We start from the raw sequence: 14,290 nt of genomic DNA on the forward strand, positions 1-14,290 counted from the left end.
AATATATGCAACCGCTAAAAAAGAAAATTGGAGAGTTGGAGAAGGAAATTGAGCAGGCTAAGGAGACTCTGAAGTTTTCTGAGTTGGAGCAGAAATTGGCAGAGCTAGATGAGCAACTTAACCAGCCAGAGATTTGGAATAACCCTGATCACGCTCAAGAATTGACCAAGCATGCAGCTAGTCTTCGTCAAACGGTTGAGCCGTGGCAGACGTTGACGGTGCAGGTGGGTGACATGGCTGAGTTGATGGAGCTTGGCGATGATGATTTGTTGCCAGAGTTTCAGACGCAGGTGGCGGCAATTGAAAAGGCGTTTGAGATTCATAAAACGGATTTGTTGTTCTCTGGTGAATACGATAATCGCTCGGCAATTGTGCGGATTTCCGCTGGTGTGGGTGGTTTGGATGCTCAGGATTTTGCAGCGATGTTGGAGCGAATGTATTTACGCTGGGCAGAAAAGTCAGGTATGAAAACCGACACACTGGAGCGATCGACTAATGATGATGCTGGAATTAAAACTGTTGTTTTGGAGATTTCTGGGCCGTTTGCTTACGGAAAAATGCGTTCAGAGAACGGCGTACATCGGTTGGTGCGACTGAGTCCGTTTAATGCCGACAATTTGCGTCAGACCAGCTTTGCGTTGGTGGAAGTGCTGCCAAAGATCGATACGCCAGATGAAATTGCGATTGATCCGAATGATCTGAGGATTGATGTTTACCGCTCGGGTGGCAAGGGTGGTCAAGGGGTGAACACGACCGACTCAGCAGTACGGGTGACGCACATTCCTACTGGTATTACCGTGGCGATTCAGAATGAGCGTTCGCAGATCCAAAATAAAGAGATGGCATTAAAGATTTTGCGCTCCAAATTGCTAGCGATGAAGTTGGAGCAGCATGCTGAAGCTTTGTCTGATCTGAGGGCTGGCGAGTCGGCCAACTGGGGTAGCCAGATTAGAAATTATGTTTTACATCCGTATACATTAGTCAAAGATACTCGCACTAAGTACGAAAACCGTAATGCCCAGGGAGTATTGGACGGTGATATTGATGAATTTATCACGGCATATTTAGAGCAGAACGCTAATTCTAAAAATATTTAGCTTATGGTATAATACTATTGATGATTCTGTTAGATAGGGTAACGAAGAATTATGGTAAAAGTAATAAGCCGGCACTGAATCGAGCTAGCATTCATGTTGGTGCTGGCGAGTTTGTAATTATTGTTGGTACGTCGGGTGCTGGTAAATCAACACTATTGAAGCTTTTGACAAGAGAAGAGAAACCGAGCTCTGGAAAAATTGTGGTTGGTGGAATTGATTATGATAATTTGAAGGATAAGCACATTCCGTTGTTGCGTCGTAAGATTGGTGTGGTGTTTCAGGATTTTAAGTTGCTTCCGAATCGGACGGTGTTTGAGAATGTGGCGTTTGCCCTAGAGATTGCGGGAATGACTAATCGAGAGATTAAATCAACTGTGCCGAAGGTGATTGAGTTGGTTGGTCTTAAGGGTAAGGAAAAGCAATTTCCACATCAGCTTTCTGGTGGAGAGCGTCAGCGCGTGGCAATTGCCAGGGCGGTGGTGCGGCAGCCGAAGATTCTAATTGCCGATGAGCCGACTGGAAACTTGGACCCAAAGCACAGCTGGGATATTGTTCGCTTACTGGAAAAGATTAACAAGTATGGCACGACGGTTATTTTGACGACTCACAACGTAGAGATTGTTAACAAATTGAAGCGGCGCGTTATTACAATTGATCATGGTAAAATCACCTCCGATCAGGCGAGGGGGAGTTATAAGCAATAATGAAATCATCTAAATCCAGTAAAAGTAAGGATAATATTCGTATACGTCAACGCCGACGGGGCTGGTTGACTTTTGTGCGGATGTGTCGGTATGGTATTAATAACTTTAGCCGTAATGCTTGGTTGACGATTGCCGCCACTGCGGTGATGAGTGTGACACTAATAATTGTATTTATGACTTTGTCGGCACGACAGATTTTGGTTGATACCGTCTCAAATGTCTCTAAACGTGCTGATATGTCAATTTATTTGAAGGGTGATACTCCTGAAAAGACCATAAATACTATCAAATCTCGTATTGAAAAACTAGATAACGTAGACAGCGTAAAGTATATTTCTGCAGCAGAGGCTAGAGAAAAGCAGGCTGAGCAAAATAAGGATGATCCAGATACACTAGAGGCAATTCGCGAATCTAGCAACGAAATGTCGGCGACGCTTCGTGTTTCCGTTAAGGAATTGAATAATCAACAGTCATTAAATAATTTTGTTAAAACCGACGATTTGTATAAAAAATATAAAGATCCTCGCAGGGAGCCATCATTCTCAGGCGAGCGCCAACAGGCCATTAAGACGGTGGGCAATTGGGTACGGCTGGCTAGTATAGGCGGTTCGATTGCTACAGTAGTGTTTGTGGTGATATCTTCACTGGTGGTCTTTAATACTATCCGCATGGCAATCTTCAACCGCAAAGATGAGATTGAAATGATGAAGTTAATCGGTGCTGAACGCAGCTTTATTAGGGGTCCGTTTATTGTTGAGGCAATAATGTATGGGTTCATTGCAGCAATTATCGCCACAGTGGCTGGCTATAGTTTACTGTTTTTTGCTCACGACCCAATGACGAAATACGGTATTCCAGTTGATAATCTTTTAGGGCATTTAACAGTTTATGGCGGGTTGGTTTTCTTAGGTATGATTTTGGTCGGAGCGACAATTGGCGTAGCCTCGTCTTGGGTGGCAACACGTAAATATCTTAAACTATAAAATATCCTTGACAGTCGGATTACGCTTATGCTAATATAGATGCATGAAACTACGGTCCACCACACCAGTTTCGGTATCACTAGTCAGCAGAGCGTCTCTGGTGGCGATGTCTGTATTACTCGCTGGGTCGGGCGTTTTTGGCTTGGCATCGCACGTATTGGCGCGTGATTATAATGCCGAAATTCAAGCAAAGCAAAAGGAAGTAGACAGTTATAACTCTGAGGCTTCACGCCTGGGTCAGATGGCTGACAATCTGCAGTCAGAATTAGACAAGATTAATGGTCAGATTGCGGCTATTCAGGCGCAAATTGCTGATAGCCAGACAAAGATTAATAATCTAAATGAACAGATAAAAAAGAACGAAGCGTCTATTAAGCAAAATCGGAAGGCTATGGGTCGGATTTTAGCAGACCTATATGTTGACGATCAGATTTCTCCGTTGGAGATGTTAGCCAGCTCAAATAATATTAGTGATTATATCGATAAGCAGGAGCAGCGAAGTTCATTAAAATCTTCTCTTAACGATAAAATTAAAGAGATTAAATCTTTGCAGAAAAAGCTGGAAGAAAATAAGAAATCTGTCGAGAATACGTTACGCGATCAAGAATTACAACGCAACGCTATGGCTTCTAAGCAATCCGAGAAAGCAAAGCTTATCGCTGATACAAAGAATGACCAGAATAATTATGCTGCATTAGCACAAAAGCGTAATGCTGAAGTATCTAAGTTGCGTGAAGAGCAGGCCGCTGCTAACCGACGGGCTGTTGGTGGTGGGGTGTCTATCCCGGGCGGCATTCCAGGCGGTGGCGGTTATCCAGGTGCTTGGGCTAATGCACCACTTGACGCTTATGTTGACCCGTGGGGGTTATATACTCGCGAGTGTGTGAGTTATGTGGCTTGGAAGATTCACAGCACTGGTCGGTATGTGCCTCACTTCGGCGGTGCGGGTAATGCTAATCAGTGGCCATCAACCGCCGCACGACACGGAATACCTAGCGGTTCAACTCCAAAAGTTGGATCAGCTGCTGTGATGAATATTGGTTATTATGGTCATGTTATGTATGTTGAGTCAGTAAATGGCGATGGTACGATTACTGTTAGCGACTACAACTTTGCCTGGGACGGCCTGTATCGGCATTACACGCGTTCGGCTTCAGGATTGACTTACGTCTACTTCTAGACATCTTATATATTTTACAAAACGCTCGTGCTAGGCGGGCGTTTTTGTAGTATAATAAAAGAAGTATATGGTTACGGGAGAAAATAAACAGCGCCTGGGTTGGTTTTTAACGCTAATGATTGTAGCGACTATCAGTTTTGTTGCTGGGACGCGCTTTGATCAATTTTCTGCTTCAGTAGCGCCATTGTTTGGCGTTAGAATGTCGAGAGAAAAGATTGACTTATCAAGTGTTCAGGAGACGTATCGGCAGCTACTCGCAAATTATGACGGTAAACTAGACACCGAGAATCTTATCCATGGCGCCAGTCGAGGACTAGTGGCGGCAGCTGGAGACCAACATACTGCATACATGGATCCAGATGAGACGAAGGAGTTTAAGAAATCTTTGAGTGGCGATATTGGTGGCGGAATTGGCGCGGAAATTGGTTCAAGGAACGGTAGGCCGACTATCGTAAGACCTCTTGAGGGCAGCCCAGCTCAAAAGTCTGGCATTAAGGCGGGTGAAGTTATTATCAAAGTTAATGATGAAAACGTTTCTGACTGGGATGTTGATAGGGTTGTTAGTAAAATTCGTGGTGAAGTCGGTACCTCTGTAAAGCTAACTTTGTTAAACAATGGTCATACTCGTGAAGTGTCAGTTGTACGCCAAAACATAACTTCGCCTGCCGTCGAATCAAAAATTGACGGGGAAATTGGCATATTGAAGGTGAGTCGGTTTGGCGATGATACGGCAAGCTTGGCTCGAAAATATGCTTCTGAATTTGTTGAAAAAGGTGTTAAGAAGGTTGTTCTAGACCTGCGCAATAATCCGGGCGGTACAGTTAGTGCGGCACAAGGATTATTGGGTCTTTGGCTAGATAAGCAAGTGGCGATGACTGAGCGGCGCGGTTCTGAAATTGTTAAGACTATTAATACAACTGGCTCGCCAATTCTGGGTAATATGAAGACTGTGGTGCTGATTAATGGCGGAAGTGCTAGCGCTAGCGAGATTGTCGCTGGGGCGCTCCGTGATTATGATAAAGCAAAGTTGGTCGGACAAAAGAGCTACGGTAAAGGTAGCGTTCAAATTGTAATAGGGCTGCCTGGCGGATCACAGATGAAAGTTACAGAAGCTCGTTGGTACACGCCAAAGGGTAGTAACATAGATAAGACAGGTATAGAGCCTGATGTGAAGGTTGATTTATCTGCGGATGACATTAATAATAATCGTGATCCACAGATGGATAAGGCAAAATCGCTATAGAGCTTGTGTTTTTATGAGATACGACATAAAATGGAGGTAAGATGAACGAGCAGAAAAAGAAGATTTTACTAGTTGAGGATGACATTGCACTATCTGCGGTGTATAGGTCTCGGCTAGAAATTGAAGGTTTTGATGTTAGGGAGGCAAATAACGGCGAGGATGCACTGTCTGCAACTGTAGAATATCGCCCGGACTTAATTTTATTGGATGTGATGATGCCGAAAATCAGTGGATTTGATGTTCTGGATATTCTACGTAATACTCCAGAAACCGCTAACGTAAGGATAATTATGCTAACGGCACTTAGTCAGCCGAAGGATAAGGAGCGGGCCGAGAGTTTGGGGGTTGATGATTATTTGGTGAAATCTCAGGTTGTTATTGGTGACGTGGTAGCGCGCGTAAAGCACCATTTAGGTGTTAAATAGAAATTATTTCAGTAAAAGCAAGCCAACCTCTGTTGGGGGGGGTTGACTTTTTGTTAGTTTTTTGATATAAAATAAACATATATGGAAAACTTAAAACCAACACAAAGCCACGAACAAGAACAACGAAAAACACTGGAAGATTATGTAGTTAAGACTTTTCCTGCTGATTTAGATGTTACGACACGTCCATTAACTGTTATGCGCAGCGGCCAAGACGGAAAAGGTATCAGATATGATGGAGGCTGGATTCCTGGCGATATGTTGTGTGTATGCGACACGGATTCTGAGGAAGGTATTAGCAGGCGTGAATTGTTTTGAGAGTGCATAAACCAATTAAAATTAATGGAGAGTATGTTGTCGCAGAGAAGATCGTAGCGTTAAATATACTTCAGGGCCGAGAGGCGAATAAAGATTTTTCGGAATCCTATATTCAGGTGCGTTACGGAAAATCTACCGAGGAAATGCTTGAAGAGGGCGAAGAGGCCGCTAAAGATATTTGGAATCATAAGCATCCAGTTGATAATGAGCTTGAGTATTTGGCTCCAGAAGTGCGTCCGGAAAGCTTCAGTGATGGCTTAGCTGTAGAGAATATCTCTGACCATGAGAGACCTTCAGCGAAGTAAGTTAGTTCTATGATGGGAAACGTGGCCAGTAAGGCCGCTGGAGTTAGAGAGCCAGTAGAGAAGAATAAGGTAGACACCAACGAGCCAGTTAGAGAGCCAGTGGAGACGGATAAGACTGGCGTCGGTTCACCAGTCTTGAAGATACCTGAACCGACCATGGAGTTGATCAGGGCAACCGAAGTCAATGACTCAGTGGGTTTGCCAGCGGTTGAGCCAGCTGAAAAGCCAGCGGAGACAGATAAGGTAGGCGCTAACCCAGCGTATTTAGTGGCAGCCGAACCATTTAAAAAGCCGGTAGAGGCGGATAAGGCAAGCACTGATTCAGTAAATTTGCCAGTAGCTAAATCGGTTGAAAACCCAGTGGTTGAAAAGTCGATGGAGACGAATGAAGCCAATACGGACATATTACCTGAGGACTTTAAGGTTGCGATTGACAGTTTTAAACAACTTACCGAAGATAATAATAATCAGTTTTTTGCAAAGGATAAATATATAACTGGAGAGCTGGATCGGCTTAGGGGGCTAATTAAATATAATCCAACGGCAATGAATAATCCTGCGATCTCAGAGATGATAACATCTACGTCGGGTAGAGTTAGAGATCTTGAGGCTTCTAGGGCTGAGGCTGCGAATAAATTTAAGAATAATATAGAGAGTCTTCTGGAGAGTCTAAAAAGTAAGATTGAAAATGATGACGAGCGTAGGCGTCTGGTTAAGCTAACTGAGCATGTAGATCAGATGGGTGTGGATGACAGAGTTCTGGGTAAATTAACTAATAGCTTGTTGGATAAATTAATAAGAATAAGAAATAATATTGAGCAGTGGCAGAATGACAGATGGGGAGAGGAAACTTATAAGAAGCAGATAACCCAGATGATTAACGAAATTATTGATAGCGATTTACCATCAGTTAATAGGCGTCGTCAGAGTATTTTAGAGGCTATCGAGGTGATTAAGGCTGCCGAGGGTTAATAGAATGATGTCAAGAGAAGGGTATTTGTCTGGCAGTAGAGATTCGTCCGTCGCTAATAGATGGGCGACTCTGGAGCAATGGCAGAAGGAAAATGATTTGAAGGAATTTTCGGAACGAACCAGAAAATTAATGGAGCCGATTAATCCTGAGTTGGTTGAGCTGTCGGAAAATAGTATAGAGTCTGCAGGGGGTGTTGTTGGTATTTTGTCATCCAATGATCCTAAGTTAGGGGAAATAGTTAACCCCGAGCGGATTTTTGATACTACGGAAATGGTTGATAATCTCAGAGAGGATCATCTTACACGTTGTCGGTTGTTTGAATACCTTCAGGGTAAATTGGATGATCTGATAGAAGATAGCCCAGAGTCTTTGGCGAGTAGGGTTCTTCTTAATTCTGCTGGCAATTTGAAGTCACCGAATTTTAAGCAAGGTTATTACGGGGTTGAAAAAATGTTTAGTCGCGAATATGTTCTAGTATTGGCAATCGCTATGATGGATGGTACTTTCAATATAGATAGACAGGACAGTATGATTACACATTATAGGGGTGGCAAGGAGAGGAGTGGTATGCATAGGGACGGCGCGGTAGCTCTTCTCGAGAGCTTATTAAAAGACTCTGCTGAGAATTAAAATAACCCCCGCATCTGGGGATTATTTTAACAGTCTGTTTCTGTAACATTAGAGAACAACGACTTGTGTTCGGCGCTCTGTTTTACCAGTAAATTTGGTTTTCTTAACCTGCTTAAAGCCAACCACACCGTCTTTTGCAGCGTGAATGGTAAAATTGCGGCTAACGTATGTACCGTCACCAGCAATCTTTGTGGCACCAGTTTGGCGGACTAAGACCTGTCCAGCAGTAACTTTTTGGCCACCAAATCGCTTCACGCCAAGACGTTGACCAGCATTGTTGTGGATGTTCTTACTAGAGCCGCCAGCTTTAACCTTTGACATTCTTTACTCCTTATAGTTTTCTAAAAACAATCTGTTCTAGTTTATCGAAAATAAAGCCAGTTGTCAAGCGGTTTTAGTCATGTCTATGGGCTTTAATATCATAATTTCTCTGGCAACTACCTGATCTGGACGATGATACAGGAGTTTTTTATCGGTAATTGGCTGATATCCAAGTTTGCTTAGGTTTTTTATCAGGGGCAAATGTGTAAATTGTCTATGTTGATTTTGCCAGGCAGGAACGGCTATACACAGCATCGATTCTGGGTGAATTTGATCATGTATGTTCTTCAAAAACTCACTAATAATATGATTACAATTTCCAACCACCTCTTTAAGCTTTGCGGGGCTGGGTGGGGCGGAGAAGGGTTGACCTAGGTATGTTTCGCAGACAATATGGGTAATTTGCTGTTTTTGCTCGGAGGTTAGTTTGACCGAGGTGGCATCAGCTTGAAAAACTTGCCAGGCGGTATTTGTGAAAAAAGTCTTTTCCAGCCAGCGCATGTTTTCTGATGCGTAATCGACCATTTTATCGCTGAGGTCGCTGCCGTAGGAGTTGATGCTGAGTAAGGTAGCTTCTTGGAGAACGGTTCCCGTACCGCAAAACGGATCCCAAAGGTAGTTTCCGGATTGAGCGCCGGATAAATTGATCATAATTTGCGCTAGCTTAGGCGGGAGCATTCCGACAAAAGCATCACGCTTTGGGCGCTCGCGATCGCGTTGGGCGTATGAATTGATATTTTGAGTGCCACGACTTTCGGCTATCAAAAAATCTCCATTCATAGCTCTGACTATGATAATCTCAATCTTTGTTTCAGACCTACCAAGTTTATTATTATGAGAGGTGGCCGTGGAGAGGGCGGCGGTTTTATTGGGAATTAGACGTAGGCTAACGCCAGATTTTTTTAGGGAATTTTTCAAAATAATTCCGATTTTTTGGACGTTTCTCGGATCTGTTGTATTGCCATAAAAACTTATTCCAAGCGTTATTTTTTTCTGACTATTCGAAAGTTTTTTCGTGTATTTTTTAACAATAATTTTTGACGCCTGGAGTAGGGTGTGATGGTCGGATTTTTGTGATCTTACGCGGCTTACGACGTGGCCACATTTGATTGTTCCGCCCAGGATATCAACAGAAAAGTTATCGGAGTCGATTGTAGCAGCTTGACTAGAGATTTTTTTAACTTTTTCAGCGCCATAAACCGCCTCTAACTCGGCGATAGAGATTTCTGGTTGTCGGCCAAGGATAGCGATGAACATATCGTAATTATACCATTTATCGTGGTATAATGAAGGTTATGCTACCTAAGGTCTTGCAATTATTTAAGTCGCCGCGAACTATTATGAGTATCTTGACGTTAGCGGTTTTAGCTATTGTTATTTTCCTGTCGCGGCATGAGCTAGTAAAGGCGTGGGGACTATTTTTAAATGCAGATTTATGGCTATTATTCTTATTGTTACCGTTTCAAATTATCGTGTATTTTGCTGGTGGCGAAATGATCTTCTCTTATCTTAGGGATAAGAATCTGATTCACCATATTTCCAGATTAGAACAGACAAGGATTGCCCTAGAATTGAACCTGGTTAACCATATTTTTCCGTCGGGGGGCGTTAGTGGAATTTCATATACAACATGGCGGATGCATAAGCTGGGGGTGAGTTCGGCGCGCTCGACATTTGCCCAGGTGATTCGTTATGTGACAGGATTTTTATCTCTCTTGATTCTATTGGTGATTGCCGTGCTGGCTCTGGCTATTGATGGTAAGGTCAATAGATATATTGTAGCGGCGAGCTTCTTGTTAATCATAGTGGTGCTGGCGCTGACTTTTGGATTGATATTTATATTTTCATCCAAGCGGCGCATGCAGACAACGGCTGCAGGTGTCTCGAAGTTTATTAATGTACTGGTAAAATATGTGACTTTCGGTAAAAAACGACGGATTATGAATGCTCAGAAGGTGGAAGATTTCTTTGTTGACATGCAAGATGATTTTCAGGATTTGGCCAATCACCCAAAGCTGTTAAAGAAACCTATGATTTGGGGGATTGTCTATACAGCCTTTGACGTGGCAATGTTTACAGTAGCGTTTATGTCGTTGGGGGTTTTTGTTAATCCAGCAATCTTAATGGTGGGCTATGGAGTTGCGGGATTAGCGGCACTTTTTGTATTTACGCCCGGTGGTACGGGGGTTTACGAGACAATCATGATTATATTCTTAAGCATGGCAGGAACACCACCGGACTTAGCAATTGCTGGAATTATTTTAACGAGGGCAATTTTACTAACCGGCACTATTGTCTTTGGCTATATTTTTTACCAGCACGCATTGATTAAATATGGCAAGCCAAATGACTCCCAGGTTTAGCGTTAGTAATTTCCTGGCGGTAGTTAATCAGACTTTTGAGGCTGTTTTTGCTGGCGCGGTTGAAGTTGAGGGTGAGGTTGTTAGCTTTAAGTCGTATCCGCCAAAATATGCCTTTTTTACTCTGAAGGACGATGATGGATCGGTTAATTGTTTTGTGGGCTTTAGCAATCTGCGGACGCCAATCGAGGATGGTATGAAAGTGGTGGTCCGGGCGACACCAAGCCTGAGGGACGACGGTAAGTTTAATTTGCAAGTTCAGAAAGTTTTTCCACTAGGCGAGGGTAATCTAAAACGGAGTTTCGACATTCTGAAGCAGAAATTGGCTACCGAAGGGCTATTTGACGTTAATCGTAAACGGCCGTTACCGCGTTATCCACATCGGGTGGCTGTTATTTCTAGTACAAAGGCGGCAGGTTACGCGGACTTTATGAAAATCTCTCGAGATCGTTGGGGCGGTGTGAAATTTATTGTCGCTAATGTTAATGTTCAGGGTGACGGCGCGGCAGATCAGATTATACGGGCAATTTCATATTTCAATCAAATGGCAGAACCGCCAGAGGTAATTGCTTTAATTCGTGGTGGCGGTAGTGCTGAGGACTTGGCAAGCTTTAATGATGAACAGCTAGTTAGAGTGGTAGCAGGTAGTCGCGTGCCCATAATAACCGGCATTGGGCACGAGATTGATGAAAGTTTATGTGATCTGGCGGCGGATGTGCGAGGTGCAACACCTAGTAATGTTGCTCAGCTGCTATTTCCAGATAAACATGAATTAGTCGGGCATCTACATTTTCGGTTAATTGGTGTAAAAGATGAAATTAAGAGAGCTATTGACGAGCAGATACTTAGAGCAACAATGTTGCAAAAAGACGCGCTTGAGCAGTGGTCAAGTCAGGTCAGGGATGCTATAAATGCAACATTGTCGCAACAAAAGATTATTGCTGAATACGATCCAGAAATGGCGTTACAGAGGGGCTACGCTATGATTAGCGGTGATTTACAGGTTGGTAGTATTGTTAAGATTACAACAAAGGATATAATTATGAAAGCGAGGATTGAAGATAGTGAACGACGAAATGACAATTGAGCAGATGGTGACAGAGTTAAACGAGCGAATTGCGTGGTTTCAAGGTGATGATTTTAATTTGGATGAAGCTAAACGGAAGTTTATTGAGGCACGAGAGCTGTCAAAGAAAATTACGTCTACGCTAGAAGATATGCGACATGACATTGAAGTGCTTGGGGAAGATTTTAGCGTAGAATAGGGTGCTTTACATCACTTAAAGCATAAGCTATACTCTAAAATATGATGAAAAGAAATGAAAAAGAGCGTGGCTCAGTTAATGGCTGGATGGTCGGCACAATCGGCTGTTTGATATTATTTTTAATTGCTGGCTCACTGGCAATTTGGGCGTACATGCAATATTCCCATGAAAAAAGCAATGTTGATAGTAAAGTGGCAATTGAGGTTGCCAAGGGTAAGAGCGAGCAGGCTGAATCAGACCAGAAAAAATTTTCAGAAGAAGCGAAGAACCCGCGGATTGAGTTTGTTGGTCCTAGCGAATATGGACGCGTATCATTTATGTATCCAAAAACTTGGAGTGTTTATATAGAAAATGACGGTAGTAATAGGGGTGATTATAAAGCATATCTTAATCCGGTAGCCGTTCCGTCAGCATCTAATAAGGCGAGTCGATTTGCCTTGAGGTTAGAAATTATAAATAAAAACCTAGATACAGTGCTTAATGATTATCAGTCTCGCCTAAAGAAGGGTGAATTGACCTCAAGTAGCACTGAGTTTAATGGAATCTCCGCTACGCGCATTGATGGTACGTTCGAGAAGGAGCTGCGTGGATCTGTCGTGTTGATGAAGGTTCGCGACAAGACTATCCGCTTCTCAACTGATGCGGACACATTCAAGCCAGATTTCCAGACGATATTAGGCACTGTAAAAATTGCTGAATAGAAAAACCAGCTCAAGTTTTGCTATACTAGAAATGTATGGCAGGTAAAGAGTGGAGTGATGCTGATTTTGGAGGGTTGCCGAGTGTCTTGGTGGCGGCACATGAGCTAAAAACGCCGCTGTCTTTAATACGGCAATTGACGTTAATGCTCGGCGATGATTTGACGAGTGAAGTTGATAAAAAACAGATCAAGCAGCGTATCGTCCAGACGTCCGAACAGGCGCTGCAGTTAACAGTCGACTTAGCGAATTCGGCAAATTTGACGCCGTCATTATTTCCTCTGGAGCCAGTTAATCCGTTGGCAATATGTCAGCAAATGGCTGTGGAAACGCGATTTAATGCAGTGCTTTATGGGCGGAAAATTAGCTGGCCTCGGAGTGGGCGAAATAGTCGATTGATTTTGGCAAATCGGACGTTATTAGGGCGGATTTTGGCAAATTTTTTAAACAACGCTCTGAAATATACCGAGGACGACTCAGAGATAAAAGTGTCAGTTAAGGCTGTTGGTGGCGCGGTGAGGCTGAGCGTGCGTGATTTTGGGCCGATGATGAGCTTGAAGGAGTATCGGCGGCTGCTTGATGAGATGGATGCGCGAAAAACGGTGCGGACGCGGCCGGAAAGTAGCGGCTTGGGGATTTATGTGGCTAGCCAATTTGCCCGGGCAATGAATGGCCAAATTGGTCTAATTAGACATCGAGACGGTTTAACATTTTATGTAGATATGCCGATTAGTCGGCAGCTGAGTTTGCTATGAAAAAGTTGCTGATTGTCGAGGATGATAAAAATTGGGCGGATATTTTATGCAGCTATGCGGCGGCGGTTGGCGCGGAAGCGCGGGTGGTGGCTTCTGGCGGCCAGGCGATGGAAATGATTGATGATTGGCAGCCGGATGCGATTGTCCTGGACATGCTGCTGGCGGGCGAAACGGCGGTGGCGCTGCTGAACGAGCTGAGGTCGCATGTGGATTTGGCGAAGTTGCCAATTGCGGTTTGTAGTAACGCGGATGTGCAATTGGCAGATTTGCGGCCGTTTGGTGTGACGGCGCTGCTGGATAAGGCGTCAATTCTCCCGGACGAAGTGCGGGCGATTTTTAGAGAGGTTTTGGATGGGGCAAAGTGAGCGGTTAAAAGCGATTGTGCTGAGGCGGACGAATTACGCCGAGGCTGATCGGGTGTTGCAACTGCTGACGCCTAAAGGCCGGCGCAGTGTCATTGCCAAGGGCGTGCGGCGCGAGCGGTCGAAATTGGCGGGCGGCATTGAACTATTTGCGATTTGTGACGTGGTGATTCGTTCCGGTCGTGGTGATTTGGGGCTATTGACTTCGGCGCGACTGGCGGCGTTTTATCGGCATATATTGGAGGATTATGAGCGGATGCAGTTCGCTTACTCAGCGATGAAGCTGGTGTCGGCCGCGAGCGAAAATATTGACGAGCCGGAATGGTATTTTGTACTAAGCCAAGTATTAGAGCAATTAAATAAACCGGCAGTTAACCAAAAGCTGATTGAAACGTGGTTTTATATGCAATACGCTAGCTTGCTGGGTGATGAGCTGAATTTGCGCACCGATGTGGCAGCTCAGATGTTGGCGCCCGATAAAAAATATATGTACGATAGCGCGGAGAAGGGCTTGCGGCTGGCGGAGCAGGGCGACTTGTCGGCGGACGCCATCAAACTGCTTCGGCTCATCCAAGCAAAGCCGCTGGTGAATGTGGCGCAAATTGGCGGGATAACTGAGGTGATCAGTGCTTGTTGGCTGGTCGCGCGGCAGCACGCGGCGGTGTAATATT

The 14,290-nt window shown here is 44.1% G+C and carries 19 protein-coding genes; 17 read left to right on the forward strand and 2 right to left on the reverse strand.

The genetic code is table 11. The features are described 5' to 3' along the window. Positions 1–5 precede the first annotated feature (5 nt). From prfB to TM7x_RS01055, 10 genes are all read left to right on the forward strand, one after another. The gene (prfB, locus tag TM7x_RS01010) at positions 6–1,097 is read left to right on the forward strand and encodes a peptide chain release factor 2 (RefSeq protein ID WP_039327042.1); all 1,092 of its coding nucleotides are present in this window, start codon (positions 6–8) and stop codon (positions 1,095–1,097) included. 20 nt (positions 1,098–1,117) lie between these two features. Further along, positions 1,118–1,801 (forward strand): cell division ATP-binding protein FtsE, encoded by a 684-nt coding sequence (gene ftsE / locus TM7x_RS01015; protein WP_039327045.1) that lies wholly within the window; start codon positions 1,118–1,120, stop codon positions 1,799–1,801. After that, the gene (locus TM7x_RS01020; protein ID WP_039327048.1) at positions 1,801–2,784 is read left to right on the forward strand and encodes a cell division protein FtsX; all 984 of its coding nucleotides are present in this window, start codon (positions 1,801–1,803) and stop codon (positions 2,782–2,784) included. Before ftsE ends, TM7x_RS01020 begins: the two co-directional genes overlap by 1 nt. A 43-nt stretch (positions 2,785–2,827) precedes the next feature. Further along, positions 2,828–3,964, forward strand: a complete 1,137-nt coding sequence (locus TM7x_RS01025) for a CHAP domain-containing protein (RefSeq protein WP_039327051.1) — start codon at positions 2,828–2,830, stop codon at positions 3,962–3,964. Between the two features lie 67 nt (positions 3,965–4,031). Continuing rightward, positions 4,032–5,207, forward strand: a complete 1,176-nt coding sequence (locus TM7x_RS01030) for a S41 family peptidase (RefSeq protein WP_052198786.1) — start codon at positions 4,032–4,034, stop codon at positions 5,205–5,207. 41 nt (positions 5,208–5,248) lie between these two features. Beyond that, the gene (locus TM7x_RS01035; protein ID WP_082001324.1) at positions 5,249–5,632 is read left to right on the forward strand and encodes a response regulator; all 384 of its coding nucleotides are present in this window, start codon (positions 5,249–5,251) and stop codon (positions 5,630–5,632) included. Between the two features lie 81 nt (positions 5,633–5,713). Beyond that, complete coding sequence (locus TM7x_RS01040) at positions 5,714–5,950, forward strand: hypothetical protein (protein ID WP_039327054.1); 237 nt, start codon at positions 5,714–5,716, stop codon at positions 5,948–5,950. A 2-nt stretch (positions 5,951–5,952) separates the two neighbouring features. Then, a complete protein-coding gene (locus TM7x_RS01045; protein WP_039327057.1) occupies positions 5,953–6,255 on the forward strand; it encodes a hypothetical protein in 303 nt (100 codons plus the stop codon). 9 nt (positions 6,256–6,264) lie between these two features. Beyond that, positions 6,265–7,227, forward strand: coding sequence for a hypothetical protein (locus TM7x_RS01050; protein ID WP_138074063.1), 963 nt, complete (start codon positions 6,265–6,267; stop codon positions 7,225–7,227). Positions 7,228–7,231: 4 nt separating this feature from the next. Further along, positions 7,232–7,858: a hypothetical protein gene (locus tag TM7x_RS01055; protein WP_138074064.1), complete on the forward strand. Its 627-nt coding sequence runs from the start codon at positions 7,232–7,234 to the stop codon at positions 7,856–7,858. Positions 7,859–7,906: 48 nt separating this feature from the next. On the opposite strand, the gene TM7x_RS01060 is transcribed toward TM7x_RS01055, so the two are convergent. Together TM7x_RS01060 and TM7x_RS01065 are read right to left on the reverse strand one after the other, a co-directional pair. Next, on the reverse strand, positions 7,907–8,179 hold the full coding sequence (locus tag TM7x_RS01060) for a 50S ribosomal protein L27 (protein WP_039327066.1): 273 nt from the start codon (positions 8,177–8,179) through the stop codon (positions 7,907–7,909). 63 nt (positions 8,180–8,242) lie between these two features. Continuing rightward, the gene (locus tag TM7x_RS01065) at positions 8,243–9,436 is read right to left on the reverse strand and encodes a TRM11 family SAM-dependent methyltransferase (RefSeq protein WP_039327070.1); all 1,194 of its coding nucleotides are present in this window, start codon (positions 9,434–9,436) and stop codon (positions 8,243–8,245) included. Positions 9,437–9,474: 38 nt separating this feature from the next. Between TM7x_RS01065 and TM7x_RS01070 the strand changes: the two genes are divergently transcribed. Genes TM7x_RS01070 through recO form a run of 7 tightly spaced genes read left to right on the forward strand, consistent with a single transcriptional unit; the run spans position 9,475 to position 14,286 of the window. Further along, entirely contained in the window at positions 9,475–10,542 is a 1,068-nt protein-coding gene (locus TM7x_RS01070; protein WP_039327074.1) for a lysylphosphatidylglycerol synthase transmembrane domain-containing protein, read from the forward strand. Beyond that, entirely contained in the window at positions 10,514–11,626 is a 1,113-nt protein-coding gene (gene xseA / locus TM7x_RS01075; RefSeq protein ID WP_052198787.1) for an exodeoxyribonuclease VII large subunit, read from the forward strand. The genes TM7x_RS01070 and xseA overlap by 29 nt, the downstream gene beginning before the upstream one ends. Next, a complete protein-coding gene (locus TM7x_RS01080) occupies positions 11,604–11,804 on the forward strand; it encodes an exodeoxyribonuclease VII small subunit (protein WP_039327077.1) in 201 nt (66 codons plus the stop codon). The genes xseA and TM7x_RS01080 overlap by 23 nt, the downstream gene beginning before the upstream one ends. Before the next feature lie 41 nt (positions 11,805–11,845). Continuing rightward, on the forward strand, positions 11,846–12,505 hold the full coding sequence (locus tag TM7x_RS01085) for a hypothetical protein (RefSeq protein WP_039327080.1): 660 nt from the start codon (positions 11,846–11,848) through the stop codon (positions 12,503–12,505). Positions 12,506–12,540: 35 nt separating this feature from the next. Then, the gene (locus TM7x_RS01090) at positions 12,541–13,257 is read left to right on the forward strand and encodes a sensor histidine kinase (protein ID WP_039327084.1); all 717 of its coding nucleotides are present in this window, start codon (positions 12,541–12,543) and stop codon (positions 13,255–13,257) included. Continuing rightward, complete coding sequence (locus tag TM7x_RS01095; protein ID WP_039327087.1) at positions 13,254–13,622, forward strand: response regulator; 369 nt, start codon at positions 13,254–13,256, stop codon at positions 13,620–13,622. The genes TM7x_RS01090 and TM7x_RS01095 overlap by 4 nt, the downstream gene beginning before the upstream one ends. Then, positions 13,609–14,286, forward strand: coding sequence for a DNA repair protein RecO (recO, locus tag TM7x_RS01100; protein WP_039327090.1), 678 nt, complete (start codon positions 13,609–13,611; stop codon positions 14,284–14,286). The genes TM7x_RS01095 and recO overlap by 14 nt, the downstream gene beginning before the upstream one ends. The last annotated feature ends 4 nt before the right edge of the window (positions 14,287–14,290 follow it).

The sequence above is a fragment of the Candidatus Nanosynbacter lyticus genome (assembly GCF_000803625.1).
Classification (GTDB): domain Bacteria; phylum Patescibacteriota; class Saccharimonadia; order Saccharimonadales; family Saccharimonadaceae; genus Nanosynbacter; species Nanosynbacter lyticus.

Coding starts and splice junctions, on each gene's coding strand:
- TM7x_RS01040 (WP_039327054.1), top strand. CDS start 5,714: ATGGAAAACTTAAAACCAACACAAAGCCACGAACAAGAACAACGAAAA.
- TM7x_RS01020 (WP_039327048.1), top strand. CDS start 1,801: ATGAAATCATCTAAATCCAGTAAAAGTAAGGATAATATTCGTATACGT.
- xseA (WP_052198787.1), top strand. CDS start 10,514: ATGGCAAGCCAAATGACTCCCAGGTTTAGCGTTAGTAATTTCCTGGCG.
- recO (WP_039327090.1), top strand. CDS start 13,609: ATGGGGCAAAGTGAGCGGTTAAAAGCGATTGTGCTGAGGCGGACGAAT.
- TM7x_RS01065 (WP_039327070.1), bottom strand. CDS start 9,436: ATGTTCATCGCTATCCTTGGCCGACAACCAGAAATCTCTATCGCCGAG.
- TM7x_RS01060 (WP_039327066.1), bottom strand. CDS start 8,179: ATGTCAAAGGTTAAAGCTGGCGGCTCTAGTAAGAACATCCACAACAAT.
- TM7x_RS01085 (WP_039327080.1), top strand. CDS start 11,846: ATGATGAAAAGAAATGAAAAAGAGCGTGGCTCAGTTAATGGCTGGATG.
- TM7x_RS01070 (WP_039327074.1), top strand. CDS start 9,475: ATGCTACCTAAGGTCTTGCAATTATTTAAGTCGCCGCGAACTATTATG.
- prfB (WP_039327042.1), top strand. CDS start 6: ATGCAACCGCTAAAAAAGAAAATTGGAGAGTTGGAGAAGGAAATTGAG.
- TM7x_RS01030 (WP_052198786.1), top strand. CDS start 4,032: ATGGTTACGGGAGAAAATAAACAGCGCCTGGGTTGGTTTTTAACGCTA.
- TM7x_RS01035 (WP_082001324.1), top strand. CDS start 5,249: ATGAACGAGCAGAAAAAGAAGATTTTACTAGTTGAGGATGACATTGCA.
- ftsE (WP_039327045.1), top strand. CDS start 1,118: ATGATTCTGTTAGATAGGGTAACGAAGAATTATGGTAAAAGTAATAAG.
- TM7x_RS01095 (WP_039327087.1), top strand. CDS start 13,254: ATGAAAAAGTTGCTGATTGTCGAGGATGATAAAAATTGGGCGGATATT.
- TM7x_RS01055 (WP_138074064.1), top strand. CDS start 7,232: ATGATGTCAAGAGAAGGGTATTTGTCTGGCAGTAGAGATTCGTCCGTC.
- TM7x_RS01090 (WP_039327084.1), top strand. CDS start 12,541: ATGGCAGGTAAAGAGTGGAGTGATGCTGATTTTGGAGGGTTGCCGAGT.
- TM7x_RS01025 (WP_039327051.1), top strand. CDS start 2,828: ATGAAACTACGGTCCACCACACCAGTTTCGGTATCACTAGTCAGCAGA.
- TM7x_RS01050 (WP_138074063.1), top strand. CDS start 6,265: ATGATGGGAAACGTGGCCAGTAAGGCCGCTGGAGTTAGAGAGCCAGTA.